Annotated in this window: 19 protein-coding genes, 1 tRNA gene and 1 pseudogene; 11 read left to right on the top strand and 10 right to left on the bottom strand. The window is 57.7% G+C overall.

The window, feature by feature from the left end; all coding sequences use genetic code 11:
* Nucleotides 1–101: 101 nt before the first annotated feature.
* The 3 genes from N5D22_RS00615 to N5D22_RS00605 form a co-directional block, all read right to left on the bottom strand.
* The gene (locus N5D22_RS00615) at nucleotides 102–1,046 is read right to left on the bottom strand and encodes a hypothetical protein (RefSeq protein ID WP_279655615.1); all 945 of its coding nucleotides are present in this window, start codon (nucleotides 1,044–1,046) and stop codon (nucleotides 102–104) included.
* Between the two features lie 35 nt (nucleotides 1,047–1,081).
* The gene (locus N5D22_RS00610; protein WP_279655614.1) at nucleotides 1,082–1,552 is read right to left on the bottom strand and encodes a hypothetical protein; all 471 of its coding nucleotides are present in this window, start codon (nucleotides 1,550–1,552) and stop codon (nucleotides 1,082–1,084) included.
* A 127-nt stretch (nucleotides 1,553–1,679) separates the two neighbouring features.
* Entirely contained in the window at nucleotides 1,680–2,246 is a 567-nt protein-coding gene (locus N5D22_RS00605) for a recombinase family protein (RefSeq protein WP_279655613.1), read from the bottom strand.
* A 190-nt stretch (nucleotides 2,247–2,436) separates the two neighbouring features.
* Between N5D22_RS00605 and N5D22_RS00600 the strand changes: the two genes are divergently transcribed.
* Nucleotides 2,437–2,739, top strand: coding sequence for a hypothetical protein (locus tag N5D22_RS00600; protein WP_111813679.1), 303 nt, complete (start codon nucleotides 2,437–2,439; stop codon nucleotides 2,737–2,739).
* Nucleotides 2,740–3,823: 1,084 nt separating this feature from the next.
* On the opposite strand, the gene N5D22_RS00595 is transcribed toward N5D22_RS00600, so the two are convergent.
* Complete coding sequence (locus tag N5D22_RS00595) at nucleotides 3,824–4,816, bottom strand: site-specific integrase (RefSeq protein WP_279655612.1); 993 nt, start codon at nucleotides 4,814–4,816, stop codon at nucleotides 3,824–3,826.
* Nucleotides 4,817–5,082: 266 nt separating this feature from the next.
* Between N5D22_RS00595 and N5D22_RS00590 the strand changes: the two genes are divergently transcribed.
* Entirely contained in the window at nucleotides 5,083–5,628 is a 546-nt protein-coding gene (locus N5D22_RS00590) for a hypothetical protein (protein WP_279655611.1), read from the top strand.
* Between the two features lies 1 nt (nucleotide 5,629).
* Nucleotides 5,630–6,625, top strand: a complete 996-nt coding sequence (locus N5D22_RS00585) for an SIR2 family protein (protein ID WP_279659027.1) — start codon at nucleotides 5,630–5,632, stop codon at nucleotides 6,623–6,625.
* Nucleotides 6,626–6,755: 130 nt separating this feature from the next.
* On the opposite strand, the gene N5D22_RS00580 is transcribed toward N5D22_RS00585, so the two are convergent.
* The 4 genes from N5D22_RS00580 to N5D22_RS00565 all read right to left on the bottom strand — a co-directional run bounded on the left by N5D22_RS00580 (nucleotide 6,756) and on the right by N5D22_RS00565 (nucleotide 11,033).
* Nucleotides 6,756–6,845: transfer RNA gene (locus N5D22_RS00580), tRNA-Ser, on the bottom strand.
* Between the two features lie 195 nt (nucleotides 6,846–7,040).
* The gene (locus N5D22_RS00575; protein ID WP_279655852.1) at nucleotides 7,041–7,907 is read right to left on the bottom strand and encodes a dihydrodipicolinate synthase family protein; all 867 of its coding nucleotides are present in this window, start codon (nucleotides 7,905–7,907) and stop codon (nucleotides 7,041–7,043) included.
* A 332-nt stretch (nucleotides 7,908–8,239) separates the two neighbouring features.
* On the bottom strand, nucleotides 8,240–10,483 hold the full coding sequence (locus N5D22_RS00570) for a polysaccharide deacetylase family protein (protein ID WP_279655609.1): 2,244 nt from the start codon (nucleotides 10,481–10,483) through the stop codon (nucleotides 8,240–8,242).
* 160 nt (nucleotides 10,484–10,643) lie between these two features.
* On the bottom strand, nucleotides 10,644–11,033 hold the full coding sequence (locus tag N5D22_RS00565; RefSeq protein ID WP_279655608.1) for an acyl-CoA thioesterase: 390 nt from the start codon (nucleotides 11,031–11,033) through the stop codon (nucleotides 10,644–10,646).
* Nucleotides 11,034–11,206: 173 nt separating this feature from the next.
* Between N5D22_RS00565 and N5D22_RS00560 the strand changes: the two genes are divergently transcribed.
* A complete protein-coding gene (locus tag N5D22_RS00560) occupies nucleotides 11,207–11,401 on the top strand; it encodes a hypothetical protein (protein ID WP_279655607.1) in 195 nt (64 codons plus the stop codon).
* Between the two features lie 33 nt (nucleotides 11,402–11,434).
* Here the strand turns inward: N5D22_RS00560 and N5D22_RS00555 are convergent, their stop codons facing one another.
* On the bottom strand, nucleotides 11,435–13,243 hold the full coding sequence (locus tag N5D22_RS00555) for an ABC transporter ATP-binding protein/permease (RefSeq protein ID WP_279655606.1): 1,809 nt from the start codon (nucleotides 13,241–13,243) through the stop codon (nucleotides 11,435–11,437).
* A 292-nt stretch (nucleotides 13,244–13,535) separates the two neighbouring features.
* Between N5D22_RS00555 and N5D22_RS00550 the strand changes: the two genes are divergently transcribed.
* The 7 genes and pseudogenes from N5D22_RS00550 (at nucleotide 13,536) to N5D22_RS00520 (ending at nucleotide 25,652) form a co-directional block, all read left to right on the top strand.
* A complete protein-coding gene (locus N5D22_RS00550) occupies nucleotides 13,536–16,865 on the top strand; it encodes a transglutaminase family protein (RefSeq protein ID WP_279655605.1) in 3,330 nt (1,109 codons plus the stop codon).
* A gap of 64 nt (nucleotides 16,866–16,929) precedes the next feature.
* A pseudogene (locus N5D22_RS00545) lies at nucleotides 16,930–19,272 on the top strand (circularly permuted type 2 ATP-grasp protein); the annotation flags it as partial.
* A 4-nt stretch (nucleotides 19,273–19,276) separates the two neighbouring features.
* Nucleotides 19,277–20,155, top strand: a complete 879-nt coding sequence (locus N5D22_RS00540) for a transglutaminase family protein (protein WP_279655603.1) — start codon at nucleotides 19,277–19,279, stop codon at nucleotides 20,153–20,155.
* 168 nt (nucleotides 20,156–20,323) lie between these two features.
* Nucleotides 20,324–21,562, top strand: a complete 1,239-nt coding sequence (locus tag N5D22_RS00535; RefSeq protein WP_279655602.1) for a TadE/TadG family type IV pilus assembly protein — start codon at nucleotides 20,324–20,326, stop codon at nucleotides 21,560–21,562.
* A gap of 144 nt (nucleotides 21,563–21,706) precedes the next feature.
* Entirely contained in the window at nucleotides 21,707–23,329 is a 1,623-nt protein-coding gene (locus N5D22_RS00530) for an ABC-F family ATP-binding cassette domain-containing protein (protein WP_279655601.1), read from the top strand.
* 59 nt (nucleotides 23,330–23,388) lie between these two features.
* Nucleotides 23,389–24,399, top strand: coding sequence for a 2-hydroxyacid dehydrogenase (locus tag N5D22_RS00525; RefSeq protein WP_279655600.1), 1,011 nt, complete (start codon nucleotides 23,389–23,391; stop codon nucleotides 24,397–24,399).
* Between the two features lie 107 nt (nucleotides 24,400–24,506).
* Nucleotides 24,507–25,652, top strand: a complete 1,146-nt coding sequence (locus tag N5D22_RS00520) for an alpha-hydroxy acid oxidase (RefSeq protein WP_279655599.1) — start codon at nucleotides 24,507–24,509, stop codon at nucleotides 25,650–25,652.
* Nucleotides 25,653–25,691: 39 nt separating this feature from the next.
* On the opposite strand, the gene N5D22_RS00515 is transcribed toward N5D22_RS00520, so the two are convergent.
* The gene (locus N5D22_RS00515) at nucleotides 25,692–26,036 is read right to left on the bottom strand and encodes a hypothetical protein (protein ID WP_279655598.1); all 345 of its coding nucleotides are present in this window, start codon (nucleotides 26,034–26,036) and stop codon (nucleotides 25,692–25,694) included.
* Nucleotides 26,037–26,222 lie beyond the last annotated feature (186 nt).

Genomic DNA, 26,222 nt, shown 5'->3' with positions numbered 1-26,222 from the left:
GCCTACGTCGTGTTTGATACGCCAAGCGCGCGGGTGCTTCATTTAAGCGACGGAGATACGCCGGCAAATGCGGGCGTATCTTCGTCTTTCGTCGTAAAAAACTAAGCACGAACCGCTGCGGCTAGCGCATTCGCAACATCATGTTGTGAAACACCCTCCATGAGTTCAGCCAATCGGTTACGATCACCTTTAAAGTTCTCTATCAGATATTTGGCAGCAGAATAGGCTTTCTCCTGAAGATGTTTGACGTTCTTATTACGCTTTTGCTGCTCGCGTTCTTTCTCGATTCGACGTGATTGGAGCGCCTTAATCTTAGACTTCTCTTTGTGTTCCCTGTCGTTGGCCCATTTTGTCTGCGCGGTAGCTATGTCTTCGTCAGTAGCGCCACTTTTCTTCAGCTCTTTTTCTCGCTTCGCCCAAGCTTTCGCCTCAGTCGCTTTCCAGGCAGCGATTTCTTTTTCATCGGCAAGCTTCTGACGGGCATCTTCTCGATCCTTTCGAGCGAGGTTTTTCGCTTCCGTAATGCGGCGCTCCACGTCTTCTTTGGTTGGGCACGCACCGGAATTCACTTCCAGCACTACAGCTTTACGTATTGCGTCGGGGGTTCCAGAGGCGGCCAGCTTATAGACAGTAGCTGGTGGGAACACGTCCACCACTTTGGGTGTAGAAGCGAATTGCTCTGCTACACTAATGTAGTTCCAAGCCGTCCGAACACTCATATCAAACTCGACCTCCAACCATCTGACAAAGATGCCGCTCTTATTTGTCTTGATCTTGAGAAGGTCTTTACCCGTTTCTATGATGCTCGTGCGGTGACGCTCCCGGATTCGATCAGCGGTTTCTTTGAGTTCTTCTGCATCGGCTTTCAGCATTTTTTTATAGAATGCGTCGCGCTGGGCGGACTGAACATCGGGTGCCACTTCGGTAGTCACCGGGTTAGGAGTGCTTTGCATGGACGCGGAATTGGATATTGAGCTATCGATATCGAGATCAGCAAGTGCAGTCTCTAGTTCCTCAACGTTATCGCAACCGACGGTTTCGTTCATTTTCAATTCTTTCTGTGTGCAACGGTTGCACACGGTTAATTGGTGACCGGGAAGAAATGGCTCGTCTTTTTGGACAATCGTGTTTTTAGAGCTTGAAGCTCTTTCGCTTCGGCTGGCTGCGCCGTAGCCAATCGAACATCGATTTGATGAAGCTGATATTTGTTGATTAGGTCAGCGAGTTCTTTCGCGGCATCGATGAAAACTTCCATGCGGGCCGCTGCAACGCTGAGTGAATTGACCTCAATACCTTGCTCACGCCAAAGATGGGCTTTTGAGAGTTTGGGGGGCTCGTCGCCTAAATTAACGTCTATCCCAATACCCACCCAATCAAGACTTTCTGGGTGCGTGAGATTGGCTTCGTGCTGTGCGTAGAAATCGGCAAACGTTTGAGACGATGCCGAAATCAAGGGATTGATTGCCGGCGTAGGTTTTGCCCGCTTAGCTTCCGCCGCCAATTTTCTGCGTTCGCGGTATTCTCTCTGTATTTCCGCTCGAGTTTTTGCCATTCATCGCTCCGGTAACTGCATGTATCGTTACCGTCACGGTATCTACCGTTACCAAGACAAAGTCAACAGGAGTTGGAATTTTTTTGAAACCGCAGCAATGCTCACCGGAAAGCGGTCGATATTTACGCTAATGCCGATCTGTTTCCCGCAAGAGCCTAGCAAGGGTTTTCGGATGAACACCATTTATTGCCGCGATTTCTGCGACTGAACGGCACTCTGCCTCCACCGCACGACGCGCGGTTTCAATCTGTTCTCGCGACATAGAGGGTCGTCGACCAATGCGGGAGCCGCGAATTCTTGCAGCTTCCATTCCCGCTTTGGTGCGCTCAGCAATAATTGCCCTCTCAAACTCTGCCATCGCGCCCATCATATGAAAGACCAGCCGTCCGCTGGATGACGACGTGTCTATGTTCTCGGTCAGCGATCGGAAATCACAGCCTCGTTTAGACACCTTGTTTACGGTCTGGATCAGATCAACCAACGAGCGACCAAGGCGGTCCAATCGCCAAACGATGAGCATGTCCCCGCTCTTTAGATGTCGGAGAGCTTTTAGAAGTCCAGGACGTTGAAAGTCCGCACCGGAGGAACCTTGATCCGTCAGGATTTCTTCGCACCCCGCGGCTGACAAAGCTGCCATCTGAAGATCGAGGTTTTGCTCGACAGTAGAAACCCTTGCGTAGCCAATCAATTTCATTGCGTTTCCCTTACAGCAATCGGGTCACCTTGACATAAAGCAACCCTTTCGCTCTGTCGGGATTAAAACCAAACAAACCCGGAAGCCTTTGAAATCTAAAGACGTGTCCGGGTCAGTTCCACATCGACTTGTCTATCGGATAAAGGTTCCCTTTCGTTCCCTCGGGTCGCTCGGCTGAAGGGAAATAGCGATGTTTTTATTTTTGCTGATTGTGTCCGGATGTGTTTTTGGAGGGGGCAGCGCAATCATTGCTGCGAATAAAAATCGCAATGCGTTTGGTTGGTTTGTTCTGGGTTTCTGCTTTAGTTTCGTAGCGCTCATCGTCGTCGCTGGCCTGTCTCCCGTCGAACAAGTCAGACGGACTAATCGCGCCAAAAGAGCAGACGCGTCGGCCAAGCCGAAAAAGCCTTCGCAGCCAGAAAATTTCGAATGGAAGGCTGGAAGCGAGTTCACGAGTAAGCCGCAGGACCCAGAACGGCCATGGTTGGGATAGTCCGAATCTGATAAAGTTTATGCTGGCGATACTTAGTGTATGAAACAATCACGCCGACACAGAGAAGCCCACCGGCTGAGGTTTTAAATGTTCGACGTAAATATATAAGTATACAGAGGACGCGCGTGTGCGACACTCTATATGACGTTATTGCACGGGCGAAAATTTCTGGCGAACTCAAAAAAAATCGTGAAATTTATTCGTAATCTCCCAATAAAATGCTATATTATCTCTAGTCAAACTTTGTTCGATCTTCTTAGGGATTAATCGCCCAAAAGATGATTTTCTCGAAGGCTCCGGGTCCGATCCCCGAAGTCACGTTACAAGCGTCCAAGCCATCCTTTGTTGAGGTGGCAACGCCATGGTTCGGGACATGAAGGGAAAGAAGGGCGTAGCGCGACCCCGTGACTAAGATCATGGACAGCCTATGTGCCTCGTCGCCTGTGCGTTTGCACGAATGGACACCAAAAGATTCGGGCTCTGTGTGGTCGCCTTTATGGCGTGGACCACATCCCGAAATTCCCTACAGGTTGAGACGTATGCTTGCAGGGAATGCGGTCTCGGCATTCCGTGCCGCGACTAACCGATGGAGATATGAAGATATCTCGGATACGGCATTATGGAAGGAAAACGGCATCCGCCTTCCGCGTAGATTAACGCTATTTGCTTTAGCTCTCTGTAGACGCAGATTTACATAGTATCCTCCCTCCCTTGAGACGGTCTAGACATATCAATGTTTTGACTTTGGCTGTGCCAGAGCTTTATGCTTCAGTCTTAAGGGAGGGGGGATAGCTCTATTCCGCTTAGCGCAAAGATAGCGGAAACGAGTTTCTTATTGCTCGTAAGAAACCCGTTGCTAGCCCGACCTCTAATTCCGGTCGTTTTCTGACGATTATGCCACGTCCAACACAGCATATTTGTCAAAAGGTAAATCCCGGCCGCTCGTAGGAGCGGTGGTTTGGGTCTCAAAACTCGGTGGCGACCCAAGGCATCCCCTTCAGTCGAGACGAGTTTTTCTAGGACTTCGCTGTGCTCCGGCGCACGAGACACAGCGCAGCTTCACGATTCCATTTCTTAGATTAATCTACCCAAGCCGAGCCACGAGATCGTCAGCGGCGAGGTGCGTGTATCTCCTTAGCATCCGCAGCTCTTTGTGCCCGCTTACACTGCTGACCTCTATCACGTTCAACCCCCGTTCGAACAAGCGGCTGACACCTTCATGGCGTAGATCATGGAAGCGCAACCCCTTTATGCCAGCACGCGCCAGCAACCTTCGCCATGCCTGTTCAAGCGTCCCGGCTCGCATTGGAAATATGGTAGATTGATCTACGCCCGGATGTTCCTTCCAAGCTATCAATGTATCAAATGCGCGCTGTGACAGAGGAACGTCACGACCGGAACCGTTCTTGGTAAGAGCGAGCGAAAGCACTCGACGATTGTGAGAGAAATCACTCCACTTCAGTCCGAGAAGTTCGCCACGGCGCATCCCGGTCTCGATTGCGACGATCAGCAACGTGCGCAAGAAAGGTATTTTTCCGATGTCGCAAGCATCAAGTAGCCGTTGCTCCTCGTCGGGTGCAAGACGACGGCTCCGCTCGTTACGGATCATCGGACGGCGAACCAACTTTACGACATTCTTTGCAAGCGGCAGCCCCCAATCGCGGATAGCAACCTCAATGACATGGCTTAAGACTGCGAGTTCGCGGACAGTAGTAGATGGAGCTACACTCTGAAGTCGCTCGTCACGGAACGAAGCAATGTCCTGCTGGCTCAGTCCGATCATCGTCCTATATGCGAGTTCGTGGCGACGGAGCACATCTATCCGCTGTATCTCTTGGACGGACCCGCGCTTAAGAGGTGACACTTCGCGCTGGTAACGTTCGAGAAGCTGCCCGAGCGTCGTGCTTTCAAGGATTTTCGTGTCCGGGGCAGCACCGAACCTATCGACCTGTGCTTCAAGGTCGCGCGCCCACTTCTCAGCTTCGAGCTTCGTGTCGAAGCTCTTGCAGCGCGGCTTCATACCGCGCCGTCGCACCTGTGCTTGCCAGCGCCCTCTGAGTTTTCTGATTGTCGCCATCGTGATCTCCAACATTTGTTGTCGATCATGCGTAGGATGCCCCGTCGAGGGGGCCAAGGATTATCCCGGCACGCGTGGAGCAAGCAACTAACCTCACTCCAAAGTCGATTTGTCAGTTTTCATCACCCCTTGTTCCTTAGGAGCCAATGTAGTTCTATAGTCGCAGTAAATACTGATTCCCATTGCCTTGAGCACCTGTGACAATGATATCCCAGCCACCGCCCCTACTGTCGCTTTCTCTCAACTCATTTATCAGAATTTACGCCATGGATCCGGCTCGCCAGATCTCTGAAGTTCTACGCCGCGTCCAGCAATCTACCGGGTATGATTTTTACAGAACCTTGAACTTAGCTATTTCTGCTCACATCAATAGTAAATCTCAAGATGAGATTTCTTACATATTGAATAATTCGTCAAGACCGGACGAAATAAGTTACAACAAAGCTGCCTTCGATTCATTTGAGAAGAAATTCGGAAGCAAAAAGAAACTGACTAAATTCGAGAAGAAAGGAGCCTTGAAACTAGCTGATGGAAAAATAGTTATTAACGTATCACCTATTTTCATGGTAGAAACCACGACATCTATGGATGTATATCATATCTGGGCAATACAGAATCCAAAGATGGATAAATCAAAAGCGAACTGTGCTTGCTATGTAATGGAGCAAGCATTCAAAAAATCAGCACCAAATTATCAATACAAACTTTTCGATGCTACTTCTTCGAAGACCTATTCTGGATCAAGTAATACAACGGGTTTAGCCGTGTCGAGCGTGGCCGACAATATGGCAAAGTGGATTGAGAATAGCTAAAATGAGGAAGCTATTCATATTCGGAAATGGCTTAGGGATGGCGCTTGCGCCAGACGTATACAATCTAAATTCCGTTATGACGTCGGCTTGGGACAACAAATACCTGACGGAAACGCAGAAAAAGCTTATTCTGGCGTGTCTTCCAGACGACGTTAGCAAGCCCACGTCCGAGGAACAGTTGGCGAAACTTCAAGAAATTGTTGGGGCTTGCGAGGTTCTGCTCGGGATAAGGCCAGTAGCATTTGGCCATTGGCTGTCTCCTCACGGTCAAGAATTCCCAAATGCGGTCCATCAGTTCGCATTCGAAGTTGCCAAGCAAATGTTCTTGGCGAAGCACAAACAGGGGAGCCAAGTTGGTGAACCATGCCGTCTACCTACAGACTTCGTGAAGAGCCTAATTAAAAAGGTCGAGGAAACTCAGTCTCATGTAGCGACATTGAATTATGACGGCCTTCTTTCGTCAGCATTTGAAATGGCTGGCGTATTAGGTGACGGCAAAGTGTTGCGTGACGGCTTCATCGATCAAAAATTCGATACGAGGAATCTTTTCCGACATCGCGAAGAAGGAGGGTGGTATCTTCACCTCCACGGTTGCCCGCTATTCGTCGACCGAGAAAAATCGAAACCCTCCAAACTAGCGGCATCATCTCTCACAAGAAATCTCGGTCAGTTGAAGCATGTTGGCCGCCACATCGTGCTTACTCACGTCACCCATAAGAGGACGATCATCGCCGGATCAGAAATTTTGAGCACATATTGGGAATTCTTAAAACGAGCTCTGGATGAAAGCCAAGAGATCGTTATTTTTGGCTACTCAGGAAACGACACTCACCTAAACCAACTGATCGCACAGAAACGCGCCGACAAACTTGTGAGAGTCGTTGAATGGCTTGGCGCTGGGTATGAGGATCTCCGCGGCCCGTTCTGGGCAGCCCAACTCGGCGGCCCTGTCAACTTAACACTCAAAGAAGACGTCTTGACCTTCGCCGACTGGTAAGAGGCAAAAATGAAGGTCGAGGAACGCTCCCTCGTGCCGCGGCTGTGGCCCTAGCCAATCCCGGCAAAGGCAATTCAAGTTGGGCTAATTCAGTAGATCAGGAAAAAACCTTACGGTCCAAGATTTTTTATGGCGGAGAGGGTGGGATTCGAACCCACGATACCCTTGCAGGTATGCCGCATTTCGAGTGCGGTGCATTCGACCACTCTGCCACCTCTCCGCATGCGCGAACGCTTGCGTTGCGCGCTCCTCTTAAACATCAATGATCGGGCTGACAAGGGAAATTTCGTGTTTATGTCACAAATTATTCGTCATGGACGAGGCTTCCGAAAGGCTTCGGCTTCCGGCCGTTTTGGTGGATATTTTGAGGTGGCGTGTACGACTACGGCAGTGCCCGCTACGTTCGGTCGCCGCTTCACAGCCGTCGATGGCGTCGCAGGATTTCCAGGATTTTTTTATCCTGTTCCGGATCCGGCAGGAGTGCCGGCTGGTGGCTCGCGCCGACGGAAGGGTCCTGGAGATAAAGCGAGCGCTTGACCATGGCGGGTGCGAAGCCAAGCGCGTAGAGATCGGTGCGGAAATCGGCATAGATCGCCTGCTGCCGCTCGGCCTCGGCGATGTCGCCGGCGTTGAAGGCGCTGAGAATACCCGCCAGCACATCCGGTAACGCATTGCCAAGACCGGAAATGCAGCCGGCGGCACCGTTCTGCAGCGACCAGAGCACGAGATGGTCAGGGCCGGAATAGACCTCGAAACCGGGCACATCCCGCGCCACCTGAAGATAGGCCTCAAGCGTCTGCTGCGCCCCGCCGGAATCCTTGATACCGGCAATATTGCCGTGAGCGGCGAGTTTACGCGCCGTTTCAGGTTCAATGTGGTTCTGGGTTCGGGTGGGAATGTCGTAGAGATAGACCGGCGTGCCGACGGCATCGGCCACCGTCTGGAAATGACGGATCAGGCCGTCCTGCGTGCAGGCGATGAAGAAGGGCGTGATGACGGCGATGCCGTCGAAGGCCTTGGCAAGCTGCAGGGTTTCGAACGTGGCCGGCATGCCGGCATTGACGATCACCCCTGCGCGACCCGCAACCTCACCCACCACCTCTTCCGTCAGCCGGATTTTTTCCGCATGCGTCAGTGCGCTGAAATCGCCATTGGTGCCGGCGCACATGATGTTGTTGCCGGCCGCCACCTGGCGGCGCACCTGCGCGCGCGTCGCCGCGTAATTGATGGTTTCATCCTCGTTGAAACAGGTAACGAGCGCGACGAAAGCTTGTTTGCTCATGAAGGAACTCCGCTTGAATGTCCGATGGCGTGGCCGGCGACGGCCGCAGGATGCGCAGATTGTGTATCGGGTCCGGCTCGCGGCAAGCAGCGCACGCGTATAGGCCTCGCGCGGCGCTTCGAAAACCTGCCGCACCGTGCCGAATTCCACCACCTCTCCCCGCTGCATGACCATGGCATGATCGGCAAAGTCCGGCACCACCGGCAGGTCATGAGCGATGAAGATGAAGGACAGGCCCATATCGCGGCAAAGTTTATCCAAGAGCAGCGGCGGATGGGCACCGCAGCTTCAGACGACCGCGTGGCGCGTGAAAGAAGAAAATGGGGCTGCCGTTAAGCGAACCGGAAAGGTAGCCCCGAGATGAGCGCTCTGACGAAGCGCTTTTTCTGAAAACGCCCGTTCAGCGATACACGCGGCAACTGTGCCGGTTTTTCAAGACTGTCGGGGCCGAGGACGCCCGCCTGCGTGGTGACTGCCACGGAAAATCCCGCATCCTGAACCGCTTTCGCTTCGCGCTCTCCGACGGCTTTCGTCCAGCCATAGGGATAGGAAAAGGATTGCGGCCGATAGCCGGCATAGGCCTCCACCCGGCGTGTCGATTCCGCGATCTCATAAGCCAGACGCGCCGCGTCGATCTTGCGCATATTCACATGCGTCATGGTATGCGCACCGAGATGCGCCAGAGGATCTTCCGACAACAGCCGCAGTTCATCAGCATCCATGACAAGTTCGTCCACGATGGCGATGGGATCGACGCCCTGTTGCCGCGCGGCGCGATCGATCCTTTCCACCGCCTCGTCTTCCGAAAAATTCTGCACGAAATCTTCAAGACGCGTGAATGCCTCCGCTTTCTGCGAAGGGGTGGTGCATGTTACCTGTTCCGGCCCTGCCCCAAAATCGAATTCAAACGACGCGGCTTTCTGCGTCAGGGCTGTGGCCGTTTCCCACCACAGGCTGCGCGTTCGCTCGACAAAACCGGGCGTGATGAAAATCGTGTAGGGAACGGCATATTTGCGGAAGATCGGCGCAGCATATTCCGCATTGTTGCGATAGCCGTCATCGAGCGTGAAGGCGCAGAACGACCGGCCTTCACGGTTATCGGCAAGCAGAGCCGGCAGGTCGTGCAGATGGACGGGCACGAGACCGCATTCGAGCGCGGCCTGTATCGCCTCTTCCAGAAATTGCGGCGTGACGGACAATTGAACGTTCGGTGCAAAGGCCGAGGCGGCCTTGCCCGGGCGCACATGGTGAAGGGTAAAAATCACACCGCGCCCGGCAGACGACGGAAATACCGAACGGACGAGCGGGAAAGAACTCACTTCCAGCCCCGCCCTTATGGCCCCATGTTTCACGAGGCGTTTGAGCGGCTGAAACAATACCTTATTCGATTGCCCTGATGCCAGGCCGGGAAGGACGCGTTTTTTTACGACCCGCATAACCGTCAAGGGCAGGTCGATCACGCCCGGCAATGGATCGTTCAGCGCAAAAGCGGCCCAGCTGCGGATTTTGCCCAACGAGGCAAAATAGTCCCCGATTCTCGCCTGCCCCCTCCAGGCCAGGGTGAAGGCGGCAACGGCATCGCGCACAAGATAGGACCAGGACACGCCCTGACGCGCATTGACGGGCGGCCGGGCCGGCTCATCGTTCGCGATCCGCCACAGCAAAGCACCAAGATCGATGCCTGCGGCCGAGCAAAGGCCGAACCACGACCATGGGCGCGGATTGACATCGAGAAGTTTCAGCGCGCCATCCCTGCCGTCGAGCTTGAACTCGACCTCGACCAGCCCGCTATGGCCGGCCGATTGCAATATTTTCCGCGCCGCTTCTATCGCCTGCCGGTTGTCGACGACCTCGACACGGGTACTGGTATAACCGAAATCGACGGGATATTGCCGGAGGCGCCGGGCGGTGAATTCGGCGACCGGCTCCCCGTCGAGCCATAGGGCCGCGTAGGAAAACTGGCTTTCCCCACCGCCGGGAATGAGCTCCTGCACAACGACATTGCCGGCGCCGATCTCTCCACTTGCATCGGCAAAAGCGGTCTTCAGCGCCTGCCGGTCCGCCGCGCGGATCACTTTCGCCCGGGCAATGGTGGTATCGCCGCCACCCATGTTCGGTTTGAGGATGACGGGAAACATCGCATCCAGCGCATCGATATCGGCGGTCGATGCCAGTGCATAGGTCCGCGGTATGCTGACACCAAGCTCCGCCGCGCGTTTATAGAGCAGCGGCTTTTCACACAGCCATTGCAGGGCCGTCCAATCCGGCAGAATGATCTTGTAAAAAGCCGAAAGCTCTTCACGATGCTGCGAAACAAGCTGAACCTCGCCATCGCCGGACGGCACCAGCAGGCAGCCCTTCAAACCGTGCCTCTCAGCCATTTGACGCAAAAATGGCATTGCCCCGGCATCGTGCGGCCCGGCCCAGCGAATTGTTTCCCGCACGAAACGCGACCAGCCCGGCAAAGGGGAATCATGGGTGAGATAATAGACAGGTACGTTCAGGGCGCCGAGGCTGCGGGCGAGCGCGAGCGTGCCGTGAGCGCCGCCGACAATAACAACACCTGGAATGGTCAAAGCCTGATCCCCGTCCTACTCCATGTCTTGATCGCAAAAATTGATAAATAAATTGGATATTTCTAAAGTATTGAGCGGCGTGAAGGCCAAAGCGCCTTTGCGTCCCATTCTCCCGGCAGGCGCTTTGGAATTGCTTTGAAAAGACGCGATAGTACCGGCCTCAGGCCTCGTTGCGAACGGGGCGTGGATCGCCATTATCATCCACCGCAACCATGATGAAGACGGCCTCCGTCACCTTTTCGCGTGAATCCTGATAGTGCCTGCGTGTCCAGGCCTCGATCTTGAGCGTGACCGAGGTGCGGCCGATCTTTTCGATCCGCGTATAAACACACAATGTATCGCCGATCTTGACCGGCTTCTTGAAGACGATTTCATTGACTGCCACGGTAACGGTGCGGCCGCCGGCCACATCATTGGCGCGGACAAAAGCGGCAAGGTCCATCTGCGACATGACCCAGCCGCCGAAAATATCACCGGCCGGATTGGCGTCGGCGGGCATCGCAAGCGTTCTGAGCGTGAGTTCCATGTCGGCGGGCGGTTGCTGGTCCATGTCTCAAAATCCTTTCACAAACCTCCCGCTGCCGGACTTAAACAACCGCGCGCCCTCAGCCAATAGCCGATTTTTCGCGGCAGCCCTTCCAAAACAGCAAGGAATCACCGGGGCATCGTAAGCTTCGGTTAACCATGATGGGGCACGATTCCAGAAAACGCGAGGGCGTACGAATGGCCTATGACTGGAGTGGAAACAACACAATACAGCAGCGCTACGACCGCATCGTCCTAGTGGTCGCGAGCGTCGTCGCCATCAGCCTGGCGACAGGCACAATTGCCCTGCGTTCGCAGGTGGAGCCGCAAGCCACGATAAACCTCGCCAAACAGCAGAGGCTCGCTTCAGACACGTGGCACTTGCGGCTCTGATCCGCCCCCAACCAGGGTCCATGGCCCGACAACCTAGTGCGGAACACCATCCTGCCTGGAAATATTTTCCTTCGGCAAGGTGTGATCGAGATGGGCGACAGCCGGCGTGAGGATAGACAGAAATGTTTCGGACCGGCCGATATAGATGATCGCCGCGCCTTCGATCCCGTTCAGAACCTCCGCCAGCGTATCCTGCGTCTGTCTTTCCAGCCCTTCCAGCAAATCATCGATGACGATGAATTTCGGCTTCAGCAACAGGGCGTTGGCAACGCGGATGCTGGCCTGCTCGTCCGAATCCAGCTTCTTGTCCCAGCGGATGTTTTCATCGAGACGGGAGGCCATTTCTCCAAGCCCGCATGCGGTGAGCGCCGTAAGATAATCCGCATCCGCAAACCGTTGCGGCGCACGTGGATAGGCGAGGATTTCACGCAGCGAACCTGCCGGCAGATAACCATGCTGTGCGATAAAAAGCGTGTCGGCTTGTTCGGGCATCTCGATCCTGCCCTGGCCCCAGGGCCACAGGCCAGCCATGGCCGCAAACAGCAGCCGCCGGTTCACTCCCTGTTCGCCGTTGATCATCAGCCGTTCGCCCGCTCCAACCTCCACGTCGCTCTCGCGCAGCTGGAAGCCGCGTTCGAGATCCTGTCCACCCGCATCGCGGCAGATCACGACCGACTGAAGACGGATTTTTTCATTCTGGGCGCTGCGTTGCAGGCCGATCGTGAGGCCGTGCTGTTCGACGCTGTCCATCTGGATGAGAGCGTTACGAAACACCGAAACACGCTGCAAGGTCGCCTTCCAGCTGGCAATCGGACCGAAATTGTCGATATACCACCGTAGCGCGGTATTGACCTGGTTGAAGGCGCCGACCGCCATCATCAGCCCGCCAAAGGTGAGGTTGCCGGAAAAATAGACGGGCGCGGCGATCAGGATCGGCGCCACCACCGCCAGCCAGCCATAACCGGCCGAGACCCATGTCAGATGCGTCAGCGCCATGGCGAGCCCGCGGATGACGCCGAGCACCGCATCGATATCGATACCGATCCGGCGTCTTTCGTTTTTTTCACCGCGCGCAAGGGCAATGGCGGCAAGATTTTCGCTGGCCCGCATCAGTGAAAAGCGCAGCTCCGCCTCTTTCGAATAACGTTCGGCATTCAGCCCGACCAGCCGGTAACCGACGAGATTGCTGAGCAGGGAAGCGGAACCGGCATAAAGGATCGCCGCCCAGACCATATAGCCGGGGATCGCATAGGTATCGCCGCTGATGGTGATGGCGAAACCGGCCGAAAGCGACCAGAGGACGCCGATGAAGCTGACGAGCAGGATCGTTGCATTCACGAGACCGATGGAAAGCGCCGTGCTGCTTTCCGCAAGGTTGCGGACATCGTCATGCAGGCGCTGGTCAGGATTGATCGCAATCGTGCCGAAACTGGCAAGACGGGCGGCGCGCCCCGGTTTCAGCCATTGGTCCACCATATCCTTGGCAAGACCCTCGCGCATGTTCAGCGCCGTCATCTGGTTCAGCCAGGTCTGGATGACGTTGAGCAGCAGCAGCAGCCCGGCAATGATGGCGAAGACCTCGAGCTGGTGAATGAAGGCATCGAGATCGCGTCGCTCCAGCGCGTTGTAAAACGGCGCATTCCATTCATTGAGCCTGATCTGCCCATAGGCGGTTAGCAATATCACCGCAAGCAGCGCGATCGACAGCAGGATCAGCCGGGTGCGCACCGGCGACGTCCAGAAGGCACGACCCATCATGCGCAGCTGCGCCGGAAAGTCGAGATCGAAACTCGAAAGATTAGCCGCGCTCTTGCGCTGATCGTCGGTCACGGTTGTTGCCATTCATTCCATTCCGAAACGTCAGTCGGCAAAGAAAGCGGGTCGCGATTCTGCGCCTTTCGATGCCAAGCAATAACATGCTGTTTAACCTTGTCCACAATCCCGGCGAAATCTCCGCGGCGGTGATTGAAAAGCCCGCACAATTCTTCGAGCGGGCAAACATTGCGGCCTCAACCAACAATGCGATTGCCCCCGGAAATGATCCTTGCTTTCTTTTCCTGCATTGCACAAAATCCGAATAATTTCAGAGGGGCGGACAAACCGCATAAGCCGGAAAACCGGGCAAGGCAGATTAATGGCGATCAAAGCGAGCATTTATCATCTGACGCACTATAAATACGACAATCCGGTTCGCCTTGGACCACAGATCATAAGACTAAAGCCCGCCTCCCACTCCAGAACCCGCGTCATCAGTCATTCGCTTAAGGTTTCGCCCTCCAATCATTTCGTGAACCTTCAGCAGGACCCCTACGGCAATTACCTCGCCCGCTTCGTTTTTCCCGAGCCGGCGACGGAATTTAAGATCGAGGTCGATCTTGTCGCCGATATGACGGTTTACAATCCGTTCGATTTCTTTGTGGAGGAAGAAGCGACCAAGTGGCCCTTCGACTATCCGCAGGAATTGCGCGACGACCTTTCCATCTACATGAAGCCGGAACCGACAGGCCCGCTGCTCGCCGCCTTCATGGCCACCGTCGACCGCACGCCCGGACAGCAGACGGTGGATATGGTCGTTGGCCTCAATGCCCGCCTGCAACAGGAGATCGGTTACGTCATCCGCATGGAACCGGGCGTCCAGACGCCCGAAGAAACGCTCGCCTCCGGCAAGGGGTCCTGCCGCGATACCAGCTGGCTGCTCGTGCAGGTTCTGAGGCACCTTGGCCTCGCCGCCCGCTTCGTGTCGGGATACCTCATTCAGCTCACTCCCGATCTCAAGGCGCTGGATGGCCCATCGGGTACCGAAGTGGACTTCACCGACCTGCATGCCTGGGCGGAGGTCTACATGCCTGGCGCCGGCTGGATCGGTCTCGACCCGACCTCCGGGCTTTTGACCGGCGAAAGCCATATTCCGCTGGCGGCAACGCCGCACTACCGCAATGCCGCACCGATTTCCGGCGGCTATTACGGCCATGCCAATACGGAATTCGCCTTCGACATGCAGGTCCGGCGGGTTGCCGAAACGCCGCGCATCACCAAGCCTTTTTCGGATGAAAGCTGGGAGGAGCTCAATGGGCTCGGCCAGGCGGTCGACGAGGTTCTGAACAGCCATGACGTCCGGCTGACGATGGGCGGCGAACCGACTTTCGTTTCCATCGACGATTTCGAATCCGATGAATGGAATACCGGTGCGGTAGGGCCGACAAAGCGTGAAAAGGCCGACGCGCTGATCCGCCGCCTGCGCGAGCGTTTCGCACCGGGCGGCTTTCTGCATTACGGGCAGGGAAAATGGTATCCGGGTGAAAGCCTGCCGCGCTGGACCTTCTCGCTCTATTGGCGCAAGGACGGCCTGCCGATCTGGCAGAACCCGGCGCTGATCGCCGAGGAGGGCGCAAATACGGGTGTCAAGGCGGACGATGCGCAGAAACTGCTGGGCGGCATGGCCGCCCATCTCGGCATCGAGCCGGAACTGGTGCTGCCGGCCTATGAGGATCCGGCCGAATGGATCGTCAAGGAAGGCAGCCTGCCCGACAATGTCGATCCGTCCAATTCGAAACTGAAGGACCCGGAAGAGCGAAACCGCATCGCCCGCGTCTTCGAACGCGGCCTGACGACACCGACCGGTTATATTCTTCCCGTTCAGGCGTGGAATGCGCGCGCCGCCGGCAGGCGCTGGATCAGCGAAAAATGGAAGACGCGGCGCGGCAAGATATTCCTTGTTCCCGGCGACAGCCCGGTGGGTTACCGCCTGCCCCTCGGCACGCTGCCCTATGTGCCGCCATCCGCTTATCCCTATATTCATGAGGCGGATCCTTCGATCCCGAGAGGTCCGCTTCCCGATGTCTTCAAGCCTTCGGGCCGCGCCATGCCCGAGGCCTCCTTCCATGCCAGTGAAGGGGCTGCCGGGCAGGAGCGCATCGAGCAGACGCTCGGTGAAATCGGCGGTGCGGTGCGCACCGCTCTTTCCGTCGAGCCGCGCGATGGGCGGCTCTGCGTCTTCATGCCGCCGGTCGAGCGCATCGAGGACTATCTGGAACTGATCGCAGCGGCGGAAGCCGCCGCCGCCGAGCTCGGATTGCCCGTCCATATCGAAGGTTATGCGCCGCCGCATGACGAGCGCATCAATGTCATCCGCGTCGCACCCGATCCCGGCGTCATCGAGGTCAACATCCACCCCGCCGCGGGCTGGAAGGATTGCGTCGACATCACCACGGCTGTTTATGAGGAGGCGCGCCAGTCGCGTCTCGGCGCCGACAAGTTCATGATCGACGGCCGCCACACCGGCACCGGCGGTGGCAACCATGTGGTCGTGGGCGGCGCCAACCCGAATGACAGCCCCTTCCTGCGCCGGCCCGATCTTCTCAAAAGCCTCGTCCTGCACTGGCAGCGGCATCCTTCCCTTTCCTACCTGTTTTCCGGCCTGTTCATCGGCCCGACGAGCCAGGCGCCGCGTATCGACGAGGCCCGCCACGACAGTCTCTACGAGCTGGAGATCGCGCTCGCGCAGGTGCCTGCCCCCGGAGAAGGTGTGCCGCCGCTGCCATGGCTGGTCGACCGGCTGTTCCGCAATCTTCTGACGGATGTGACGGGCAATACCCACCGCGCCGAAATCTGCATCGACAAGCTGTTTTCGCCTGACGGGCCGACCGGCCGCCTCGGACTGGTGGAATTCCGCGGCTTCGAAATGCCGCCGAATGCGCGCATGTCGCTTGCCCAGCAATTGCTGGTGCGCGCCCTCATCGCCCGCTTCTGGAAAAATCCGGCCGCCGGCAAATTCGTGCGCTGGGGTACGGCGCTCGCCGACCGTTTCATGCTGCCACATTATATCTGGGCGGATTTCCTCGACGTGCTTGCCGACCTCAGGGAAAACGGTTTCGATCTCAAGCCGGAATGGTTCGCCGCCCAGCAGGAATTCCGTTTCCCCTTCTTCGGCGAGGTGGAATATGAGGGCGCGAAGCTGGAACTGCGCCAGGCGCTGGAGCCCTGGCATGTGATGGGCGAACAGGGCGCCATCGGCGGCACCGTGCGTTATGTCGACAGCTCCGTCGAGCGCCTGCAGGTGCGGCTGGAGACCTCCAATCCCGGCCGCTACGCGGTGGCCTGCAACGGCCGCGCCGTGCCGCTGACGCCGACGGAAAACCGCAGCGTTGCGGTGGCCGGCGTCCGCTTCAAGGCGTGGCAGCCCGCATCCGGCCTGCATCCCGTTCTGCCCGTCAATTCACCCTTGACCTTTGACATTTATGATACATGGTCGAGGCGATCGATCGGCGGATGCATCTACCATGTTGCTCATCCGGGCGGGCGCAATTACGAGACGTTTCCCGTCAACGGCAATGAGGCCGAGGCACGCCGCCTCGCCCGTTTCGAACCATGGGGGCATACGGCAGGGCAATATCCGCTACAAGCGGAAACCGTGTCGCCAGAATTTCCGCTGACGCTCGATCTGCGCCGGCCTTACGGAGTGTAAATTGTCCAAAGCCCCGGCAACGGAACGCAAGACGGAAACGAGCGCGCAGCCGCGCGGGCTTGAATATTCCCCCTTGCCTGGCGTTGCCGACGAGATGCTCGACACCAACGGCAAGGTCAGACCGGTCTGGAAGACCCTGCTCGACGCCCTGTCGCGCATGTCGGAGCGGGAACTGCACGAGCGTTTCGCCCGCACCGACCGTTATCTGCGCGATGCCGGCGTGTTCTACCGTGACTACGGCAAGGGCAGCAGTGAAAGAAACTGGCCGATCTCCCATATTCCGGTGCTGATCGCTGACCGGGAATGGGCCGTTCTTTCCGAAGGACTGAAACAGCGCGCCAATCTTCTGGAAGCCATGGCCGCCGATTTTTACGGCGAAAACCGTCTGGTCAAGGAAGGTTTCGTGCCGCCGGCGCTGATTGCTTCCAATCCGGAATATCTCAGGCCCATGGTTGGCGTAAAACCGGCAAGCGGCCATTATCTGCATTTCTGTTCGTTTGAAATCGGGCGCGGACCTGACGGCAACTGGTGGGTGCTGGCCGACCGGACACAGGCGCCATCCGGCGCGGGTTTCGCGCTTGAAAACCGGGTGGCCACCACCCGTGCGCTTTCCGATATCTATGCCGAAACCCATGTGCACCGTCTGGCCTCGTTTTTCGGTGCTTTCCGCGATACCCTGCAGGCGCAGAGAAAGCACCCCGACGACCGGATCGCGGTGTTGACTCCCGGCCCCGCCAACGAGACCTATTTCGAACACGCCTATATCGCCCGTTATCTCGGCTTCATGCTGCTGGAAGGCGAGGACCTCACCGTCGTCAACGGCCGCGTCATGGTCAGGACAGTGGCCGGGCTGAAACCGATCGGCGTGCTGTGGCGACGCCTCGACGCCTCCTATTCCGATCCGCTGGAGCTCAACCAGCAGTCCCATATCGGCACGCCGGGCATGGTGCAGGCGCTGCGCAACGAAGCGCTCACCATCGTCAACGCGCTGGGCAGCGGTATTCTCGAAACGCGGGCCCTGCTCGCCTTCATGCCGCGCATCTGCCGCCACCTTCTGGGCGAGGAGCTGAAACTTCCCTCGATTGCGACATGGTGGTGCGGCCAGGAATCCGAACGCCGTCACGTTGCCGGCAATATTGAAGGCATGGTCATCGGCCCCGCCTATTCGCGGCTTCCCTTCTTCGACGATAACGGCCAATCGGTGCTCGGCTCGTCGCTGCGTGAAACGGCGAAGGAATCGATCAGCGACTGGCTCGCCTCCGACGGCCACAGGCTGGTGGGACAGGAAGTGGTGACGCTTTCGACCACACCGGCCTATGTCGACAACAAGCTCGTACCGCGCCCGATGAGCCTTCGCGTTTTTGCGGCGCGCACGCAGGATGGCTGGCAGATCATGCCGGGCGGCTTTGCGCGTATCGGAAGCGGCGATGACGTCTCCGCCATCGCCATGCAGTCCGGCGGCAGTGCGGCCGACGTCTGGATCGTCAGCGACAAGCCGGTGGAACGCACCACACTTCTGCCGGCGGAAGAAAGCTTCACCCGCAACATGCCGGGCAGCCTGCCGAGCCGCGCGGCCGACAATCTTTTCTGGCTCGGCCGCTATATCGAACGTTCGGAAGGTGCACTGCGCATCCTGCGCGCCTGGCACGGACGTTATGCCGAATCCGCCGATCCTCGCCAGCCGCTGCTCGCCCATGTGACACGTTATCTCGAAGCGCTCGATGTGGAGATGAACGATGCCGTGCCGGAAAGCCTGCTGAACAACATCAACAGCGCGCTTTATTCCGCCAGCAACATTCGTGACCGCTTTTCGCCCGACGGATGGCTGGCGCTGAACGACCTTGCCAAGACCGCCCGCCGCTTCCATGCAAAAGTGGCCCCCGGCGACGACGCCACCCATGCCATGACGATCCTGCTACGCAAGCTTGCGGGCTTTGCCGGTCTCGTGCATGAAAACATGTACCGTTTCACCGGCTGGCGTTTCCTGTCGATCGGTCGTTATCTCGAACGCGGCCTGCATATGACGCGGCTTCTCGGCCATATGACCGGACCGGACGCGCCTGACGGTTCCTATGACATGCTGCTCGAAATCGGCGACAGCGTCATGACGCATCGCCGCCGCTACAACGTCAATACGGCAGGACTGACCGTGACCGACCTTCTGGCGCTCGACCCGCTCAATCCCCGCTCGATCCTGTTCCAGCTGAACGAGATCCGCACCGAGGTGGAGCAGCTTCCGAACGCCTTCGTCAACGGCCAGATGTCGCCCTTCTACCGGGAGGCGATGCGCCTGCATTCGGGGCTTGCCGTCATGACCCCGGAAAACATGAATGGCGCGATCTATCGGCAGCTCGAAACCGACATGGAACATCTCTCCGATGTTCTGGCCCGGACCTATCTCGGATAATCCTATGCTTTACGATCTTTCCCTGCATATGGGTTACACCTACGACACGCTGGCCCATGGCGCGCGCCACATCATCCGCGTCCTGCCGCTCTCCATCCCAGGCCGGCAGCGGCTTGTCGCCGGCTCCATCGATGTTTCGCCGGTGCCGGAAGAACGTGCCACCTTCGAGGACTTCTTTCACCAGTCGGCCACCTCCGTGCATCTGCGCGCCCCGCACGAGAAGCTCGACATCCGCATGCAGGCGCGGGTGATGGTGGAGGCGCCGGCGCTGACGGCGGATTTTTCGCCCGAGCTTTCCCGCCTGCCGCTGGAGCTTGCCGATGTCTGGTCGCTCGACTTCCAGTCGCCGCACCATTTCATCGGCACGAGCCCCAGAATAGGCGTGGACGCGGCAATTTCGGCCTATGCCCGGGACCTGCTGAAACCCGGAATGACCATTCGCGAAATCGCGCTCTCGATGTGCAAACGCATCCACACGGATTTCACCTATGATGGCGAGGCGACGACCGTGGATACGACGCCTTCGGAAGCCTTCAAGCTGAAGCGCGGCGTGTGCCAGGATTTTTCGCATATCATGATCATGGCGCTGCGCAGCCTTGGCATTCCCGCCGGTTATGTCAGCGGTTTCCTGCGCACCATTCCGCCGCCGGGCAAGGAGCGGCTGGAGGGCGCCGACGCCATGCATGCCTGGGTCCGCATATGGTGCGGCGAGGCGACCGGTTATCTGGAACTTGACCCCACCAACGATATTGTCGCCGGAAGCGACCATATCGTCGTCGGTTATGGCCGGGACTATTCCGATGTCGCACCCGTTATCGGTGTCTTGAAGAGCTATGGCAACCAGCAGATAAAACAGGCCGTCGACGTCATTCCCGTCCAGTAATGACACGGTGTGTATTATTGCGGTCACCGCGCGAAACAATTCTTTAAAATACTTGAAAAACTGCCCCAATTTGAACGTTACCTAAAATTCAATCGGTCATGTTAGCGGATTCTACATCGTTTGCAGGTTTCCTGCGTTCAATCGAACAGTGTTATCGGCGAGCCCATCATGATCACCTCCGTACTCCAGAAACTGAAGCGTCGTTTTTTTGCCGATACGAGCGGTAATTTCGGCATGATGACAGCAATCCTGCTGCCGGTGCTGCTGGGCGCCGCCGGAGCCGGCATGGAACTTGCAAACATAATGCAGGTGAAAGCGGATCTGCAGAATACGGCAGATTCTGCCGCGCTTGCGGCGGCCACCGAGGCCCGTTTGAAAGAGGGCGCCATGACTGACGAACAGATCAGGCAAATCGCCAAGGCTTTCATCGCCGCGCAGCTGGTAAACAACCTGACCGAGGACGAGAAGAAGGCACTGGAGGAGAATTCTCCAACCAATATCACCACGACGGAAAATGCCCGCGGCAAGACCTATACCGTCGAGACCACGATCAACTATCGCATGAAACTCAATCCGTTCATAGGATTCCTCGGGGCAAAGACGCTCGACCTCGCCGCGACCGGCACCGCAAAAAGCACGGTCAACAAGGGCGCGCCGATCTCCATGTACCTGGTGCTCGACCGATCCGGTTCGATGTCCTTCAAGACGGATACGATCAATACGGCGAAAAAATCCTGCCCGAACTACACGTCCAGCAATTGGGGCAGGACCGAAGCCCAGGTTACGTCAAGCCCGTGCTACGTCAACAAGGCGACGTCGCTGAAAACCGCTGTCGGATTTCTGGTCGCGACCTTGAACAAGGCTGATCCGACCTACACCGCCAATGGCGGCTCCCAGCTCGTTCGGACCGGCGCCTCCGTCTATACCCACGAGACCTATCCGGCTCAGGCGATCACCTGGGGTACAAACAGCATTGTCACCTATGTCGACAAGCAGATCCCGGAGTTTCCGACCGGCGGCACGGATGCACGGAGCAGCCTCAACGCCGCGTATAACGCGCTCAAGAAGGCGAATACCGACGAAGCAAAAGCACACAAGTCGCAGGACAACGTATCCTTCGAACGTTATATCGTCCTCATGACCGATGGCGAAATGACAGGGAACAGCGCCGCGTGGAATTCCAGCATCGACCAGTCGGTGCGCACCACCTGCGAGACGGCCAAAAAAGACGGGATAAAGATTTTCAGCGTCGCTTTCATGGCGCCGGACAACGGCAAGTCGCTGCTGCAATATTGCGCCTCCAGCCTCGACAATTATTACGCGCCGGAAAACATGGAGCAGATCGTTACCGCCTTCGGCGAAATCGCCCGCAAGGCCGCCGGCAGCATAGCCACACTCACCAACTGACAGGCGCCCAAGGAATACATCCCCGGGGCGGCATTGCTTCGGGGGCTGATGTTGCCGGACTGCATGGCTGGCAGGACACCCATGGCAGGTGACAGCGGGAGCCGCCCGTGGCATAGGAGGGCGCTCCCATTCACAGGCCCTGTCATGATCCGCATCGAAAATATCAGCAAGTCGAACAGCCACCGCATTCTCTATATCGAGGCCTCCGCCGCGCTCAACCGTGGCGAAAAGATCGGCCTTGTCGGCCCCAACGGCGCCGGCAAGACCACGCTCTTCCGGATGATAACAGGCGAAGACCAGCCCGATGAGGGGCAGGTCGTCGTCGAAAAGGGCATGACGGTCGGTTATTTCGATCAGGATGTCGGTGAAATGTCCGGCCGTTCCGCCGTGGCCGAAGTCATGGAGGGCGCAGGGCCCGTCAGCGAAGTGGCGGCGGAACTCCGGCAGCTGGAAGCCGCCATGTCGGATCCCGACCGGATGGACGAGATGGACACCATCATCGAACGTTACGGCGAGGTCCAGGCGCGGTATGAGGAGCTGGATGGATACGCGCTGGAAGGCCGCGCCCGTGAGGTGCTGGATGGGTTGAGCTTCAGCCAGGAGATGATGGATGGCGACGTTTCCAAGCTGTCCGGCGGCTGGAAGATGCGCGTGGCGCTCGCCCGTATCCTCCTGATGCGCCCGGATGTGATGCTGCTCGACGAACCGTCGAACCATCTCGATCTCGAAAGTCTGATCTGGCTCGAGGACTTCCTGAAAAACTACGACGGCGCTTTGCTGATGACGTCGCACGACCGCGAATTCATGAACCGCATCGTCACCAAGATCATCGAAATCGATGCCGGCAATCTCACCACCTATTCCGGTGATTACGGCTTTTACGAACAGCAGCGCGCGCAGAACGAAAAGCAGCAGCAGGCGCAGTTCGAACGCCAGCAAGCCATGCTTGCCAAGGAAATCAAGTTCATCGAGCGCTTCAAGGCTCGCGCTTCGCACGCCTCGCAGGTGCAGAGCCGCGTGAAGAAACTCGAGAAGATCGACCGCGTCGAGCCGCCAAAACGGCGTCAGACGGTGGCCTTCGAATTCGCGCCGGCGCCCCGGTCGGGCGAGGATGTCGTGGCGCTGAAGAAGGTGAACAAGGCCTATGGCAGCCGTACCATCTATGGCGATCTCGATTTCATGGTGCGGCGCAAGGAGCGCTGGTGCATCATGGGCGTCAATGGCGCCGGAAAATCGACGCTGCTGAAACTGGTGACGGGCACGGCGGAACCGGATTCGGGCAATGTCACCCTCGGCGCCAGCGTCAAGCTCGGTTATTTCGCCCAGCACGCCATGGATGTTCTGGATGGCGACAGCACCATTCTCGAATGGCTGGAGGAGCGCTTTCCGAAGGCGGGACAGGCGCCGCTGCGCGCTCTTGCCGGCTGTTTCGGATTTTCCGGCGACGACGTCGAAAAGCGCTGCCGCGTTCTTTCCGGTGGTGAAAAAGCCCGTCTCGTCATGGCGGCCATGCTGTTCGATCCGCCGAACTTCCTCGTGCTGGACGAGCCGACGAACCATCTCGATCTCGACACCAAGGAAATGCTGATCAAGGCCCTGTCGGATTACGAAGGGACGATGCTGTTCGTTTCGCACGACCGCCATTTCCTCGCCGCGCTTTCAAACCGGGTGCTGGAATTGACGCCTGATGGTATCCACCAATATGGCGGCGGCTATACCGAATATGTCGAGAGCACGGGGCAGGAAGCACCGGGCCTTCGCAGCTAGGGTTTCTGCCGGACGCATCCCCTTTGACGGCGGCTTTCGTTTCGAGACTGGAGAGACAGATGCGGATCGTGGTCTACAGCGCCAAACCCTATGACCGGCAATTCCTTGACGGGGCTGCCCGGCCGGGCATGCGGATGCACTATTGCGAAGCGCGCCTGTCTCCTGAAACCGTGGCTCTTGCGCAGGGAGCGGATGCGATCTGCGCCTTCGTCAATGACGACCTCTCGCGGCCCGTGCTCGAAAAACTGGCGGAAATCGGAATACGGCTGATTGCCCTGCGCTGCGCCGGCTTCAACCAGGTCGATCTGCCAGCGGCAGAAAGGCTCGGCCTCACCATTGCCCGCGTGCCGGCCTATTCGCCCTATGCGGTTGCCGAACACACGATGGCGCTCATCCTGTCGCTCAACCGCAAGATCCACCGCGCCTATAACCGCGTCCGCGAAGGCAACTTCGCCCTTGATGGCCTGCTGGGCTTCGATCTCCACGGCAAGACCATCGGCATTGTCGGCACGGGCAAGATCGGTGCGATTTTCGCGCGTATCGCATCCGGCTTCGGCTGCCGTCTCATCGGCCAAGATCTTCGTCCAAATCCCGATTGCGAGGCGTTGGGCATGACTTATGTCACGCGCGAGGAACTGTTCCGGACATCGGACATTCTCGCCCTGATGTGCCCCCTCACGCCTGAGACCCGGCACCTGATCAGAAGGGAGACGCTGCCCCTTCTCAGAAAGGGCGTGATGCTCGTCAACACCAGCCGTGGCGCCATCATCGACACCCGGGCCGCGATTGCGGGTCTGAAGGACGGCACGATCGGTTCTCTCGGCATCGATGTCTACGAGGAGGAAGCCGATCTCTTTTTTGAAGACCTTTCCAATGACGTGTTGCGCGACGATGTTTTCGCGCGACTGCTAACCTTTCCGAATGTTCTGGTGACCGGCCATCAGGGCTTTTTCACACAGGAAGCCCTCAGGAACATTGCAGATACCACGATCGGTAATATCGAGAGTTTCCTCGATACCGGCAAAGCCCTTTACGCCGTTTCCACGGAGCAGCTTGCAGGCACCGCTTAGCGACTGAGAGCGATAAAAACGCCGTTCATGGAATTGCCCGGCCCCAATCCCCGGTATAGGTTTCGATCCATCTTTTGAATTCTCAAACCGGACCGGCCGAGCGACAGATGCAACTCAAGGACTGCTATAATTTCCATGATTTCCGCCGCATGGCCAAACAGCGTCTTCCCGGACCGATCTTCAACTACATAGACGGCGCTGCCGATGACGAGGTGACCTACCGGCGAAACACGGCCGCCTTCGAAAATTGCGATCTCGTTCCCGATGTGCTGCGGGGCGTGGCGGACGTGGATATGTCGGTCACCGTCATGGGGCAGAAGCTGTCCATGCCGGTCTATTGTTCACCGACAGCGCTGCAGCGCCTCTTCCACCACCAGGGTGAGCGGGCGGTCGCGGCCGCGGCGGGAAAATTCGGCACGATGTTCGGCGTCTCCTCGCTCGGCACCACGAGCCTTGAGGAAGCGCGCCGGATCAGCGGCGGCCCGCAGGTCTACCAGTTCTATTTCCATAAGGACCGTGGCCTCAATCGCGACATGATGGCGCGCGCCAAGAGCGCCGGCGTCGAGACGATGATGCTGACGGTGGACAGTATCACCGGCGGCAACCGCGAGCGCGACAAGCGCACCGGCTTTGCCATTCCCTTCAAGCTCAATCTTTCCGGCATCGCGCAATTCGCCATGAAACCCACCTGGGGTATCAATTACCTCACCCATGAGCGCTTCAGCCTGCCGCAGCTCGACGACCACATCAAAATGGACGGCGGCGCGCTCTCCATCAGCCGCTATTTTACCGACATGCTCGACCCTTCGATGAACTGGGACGATGTGGCGCAGATGGTGCGCGAATGGGGCGGGCCGTTCTGCCTAAAAGGCATCATGTCGGTGGACGACGCCAGACGCGCCGTCGAGATCGGTTGCAGCGGCATCGTGCTTTCCAATCACGGCGGCCGCCAGCTCGATGGTTCCCGCAGCGCCTTCGATCAACTGGCCGAAATCGTCGATGCCGTCGGCGACCGGATCGACGTGATGATGGATGGCGGCGTGCAGCGCGGCACCCATGTTCTGAAAGCCCTGTCTCTGGGCGCCAAGGCCGTGGGGCTCGGCCGTTATTATCTTTTCCCGCTAGCCGCCGCCGGACAGCCCGGCGTGGAACGGGCGCTCGAGCTGATGCGTATCGAAATCGAGCGCGGCATGAAGCTGATGGGCTGCACCTCCGTCGATCAGCTCACACGCCGGAACCTTCGGTTCCGTTGAACAAGCGGGACGTTACAGCAGAACTGGGGCGGAGCGCGGTCACAACCGACTACTGAAACCGCATGCCATTTCAGCCGCGTTTCGCCGCTGCTCCTGAAGAGCCATGCCGATGTTCCAGACGAGCGCCAGGCAAACAAGTCCGCAAAAACAGGCTGAAATCAGCGAGCGATGGCGTTTGGCCCCCCAGACAAACATCCAGCCGATAATTGCATAGGCCGCAAGCGCCGGCACCGCGGCAATCAGAACGGATATGGGGCCATCGCAATCGACGGCCTCGACGCCGATGGCGCGATATTCGTTCGGGGTGGCCACCAGGCCGAGGACGGCCACGGGAAACATGGCCGCTAAAACCGCGTAACGGAAAAATCGGGGCGTGTCGGGCATGCCTGCTCCATAGCCGGATAATCAAATGCCGCAAACGGCGCGGGTAAAGTCCCGCCGCGCGATCTCAGCGAATATCCATCTTGGCGATAATATCGGTTTAGCCGCCATTGTCGGCGACCGGAAGAGCAGATTGCCCGCTTTTGCTGAGAAAGCCAGCCTTTTACGTCGGGAGCAATCTTGGCAAGT

The sequence above is a fragment of the Agrobacterium sp. GD03872 genome (assembly GCF_029840625.1).
GTDB lineage: Bacteria > Pseudomonadota > Alphaproteobacteria > Rhizobiales > Rhizobiaceae > Agrobacterium > Agrobacterium fabrum_A.
This window is presented reverse-complemented; position numbering and strand designations above follow the sequence as displayed.

Coding starts and splice junctions, on each gene's coding strand:
- N5D22_RS00515 (WP_279655598.1), bottom strand. CDS start 26,036: ATGCCCGACACGCCCCGATTTTTCCGTTACGCGGTTTTAGCGGCCATG.
- N5D22_RS00615 (WP_279655615.1), bottom strand. CDS start 1,046: ATGAACGAAACCGTCGGTTGCGATAACGTTGAGGAACTAGAGACTGCA.
- N5D22_RS00585 (WP_279659027.1), top strand. CDS start 5,630: ATGAGGAAGCTATTCATATTCGGAAATGGCTTAGGGATGGCGCTTGCG.
- N5D22_RS00610 (WP_279655614.1), bottom strand. CDS start 1,552: ATGGCAAAAACTCGAGCGGAAATACAGAGAGAATACCGCGAACGCAGA.
- N5D22_RS00600 (WP_111813679.1), top strand. CDS start 2,437: ATGTTTTTATTTTTGCTGATTGTGTCCGGATGTGTTTTTGGAGGGGGC.
- N5D22_RS00575 (WP_279655852.1), bottom strand. CDS start 7,907: ATGAGCAAACAAGCTTTCGTCGCGCTCGTTACCTGTTTCAACGAGGAT.
- N5D22_RS00520 (WP_279655599.1), top strand. CDS start 24,507: ATGCAACTCAAGGACTGCTATAATTTCCATGATTTCCGCCGCATGGCC.
- N5D22_RS00535 (WP_279655602.1), top strand. CDS start 20,324: ATGATCACCTCCGTACTCCAGAAACTGAAGCGTCGTTTTTTTGCCGAT.
- N5D22_RS00560 (WP_279655607.1), top strand. CDS start 11,207: ATGGCCTATGACTGGAGTGGAAACAACACAATACAGCAGCGCTACGAC.
- N5D22_RS00540 (WP_279655603.1), top strand. CDS start 19,277: ATGCTTTACGATCTTTCCCTGCATATGGGTTACACCTACGACACGCTG.
- N5D22_RS00525 (WP_279655600.1), top strand. CDS start 23,389: ATGCGGATCGTGGTCTACAGCGCCAAACCCTATGACCGGCAATTCCTT.
- N5D22_RS00565 (WP_279655608.1), bottom strand. CDS start 11,033: ATGGACCAGCAACCGCCCGCCGACATGGAACTCACGCTCAGAACGCTT.
- N5D22_RS00595 (WP_279655612.1), bottom strand. CDS start 4,816: ATGGCGACAATCAGAAAACTCAGAGGGCGCTGGCAAGCACAGGTGCGA.
- N5D22_RS00555 (WP_279655606.1), bottom strand. CDS start 13,243: ATGGCAACAACCGTGACCGACGATCAGCGCAAGAGCGCGGCTAATCTT.
- N5D22_RS00530 (WP_279655601.1), top strand. CDS start 21,707: ATGATCCGCATCGAAAATATCAGCAAGTCGAACAGCCACCGCATTCTC.
- N5D22_RS00550 (WP_279655605.1), top strand. CDS start 13,536: ATGGCGATCAAAGCGAGCATTTATCATCTGACGCACTATAAATACGAC.
- N5D22_RS00590 (WP_279655611.1), top strand. CDS start 5,083: ATGGATCCGGCTCGCCAGATCTCTGAAGTTCTACGCCGCGTCCAGCAA.
- N5D22_RS00605 (WP_279655613.1), bottom strand. CDS start 2,246: ATGAAATTGATTGGCTACGCAAGGGTTTCTACTGTCGAGCAAAACCTC.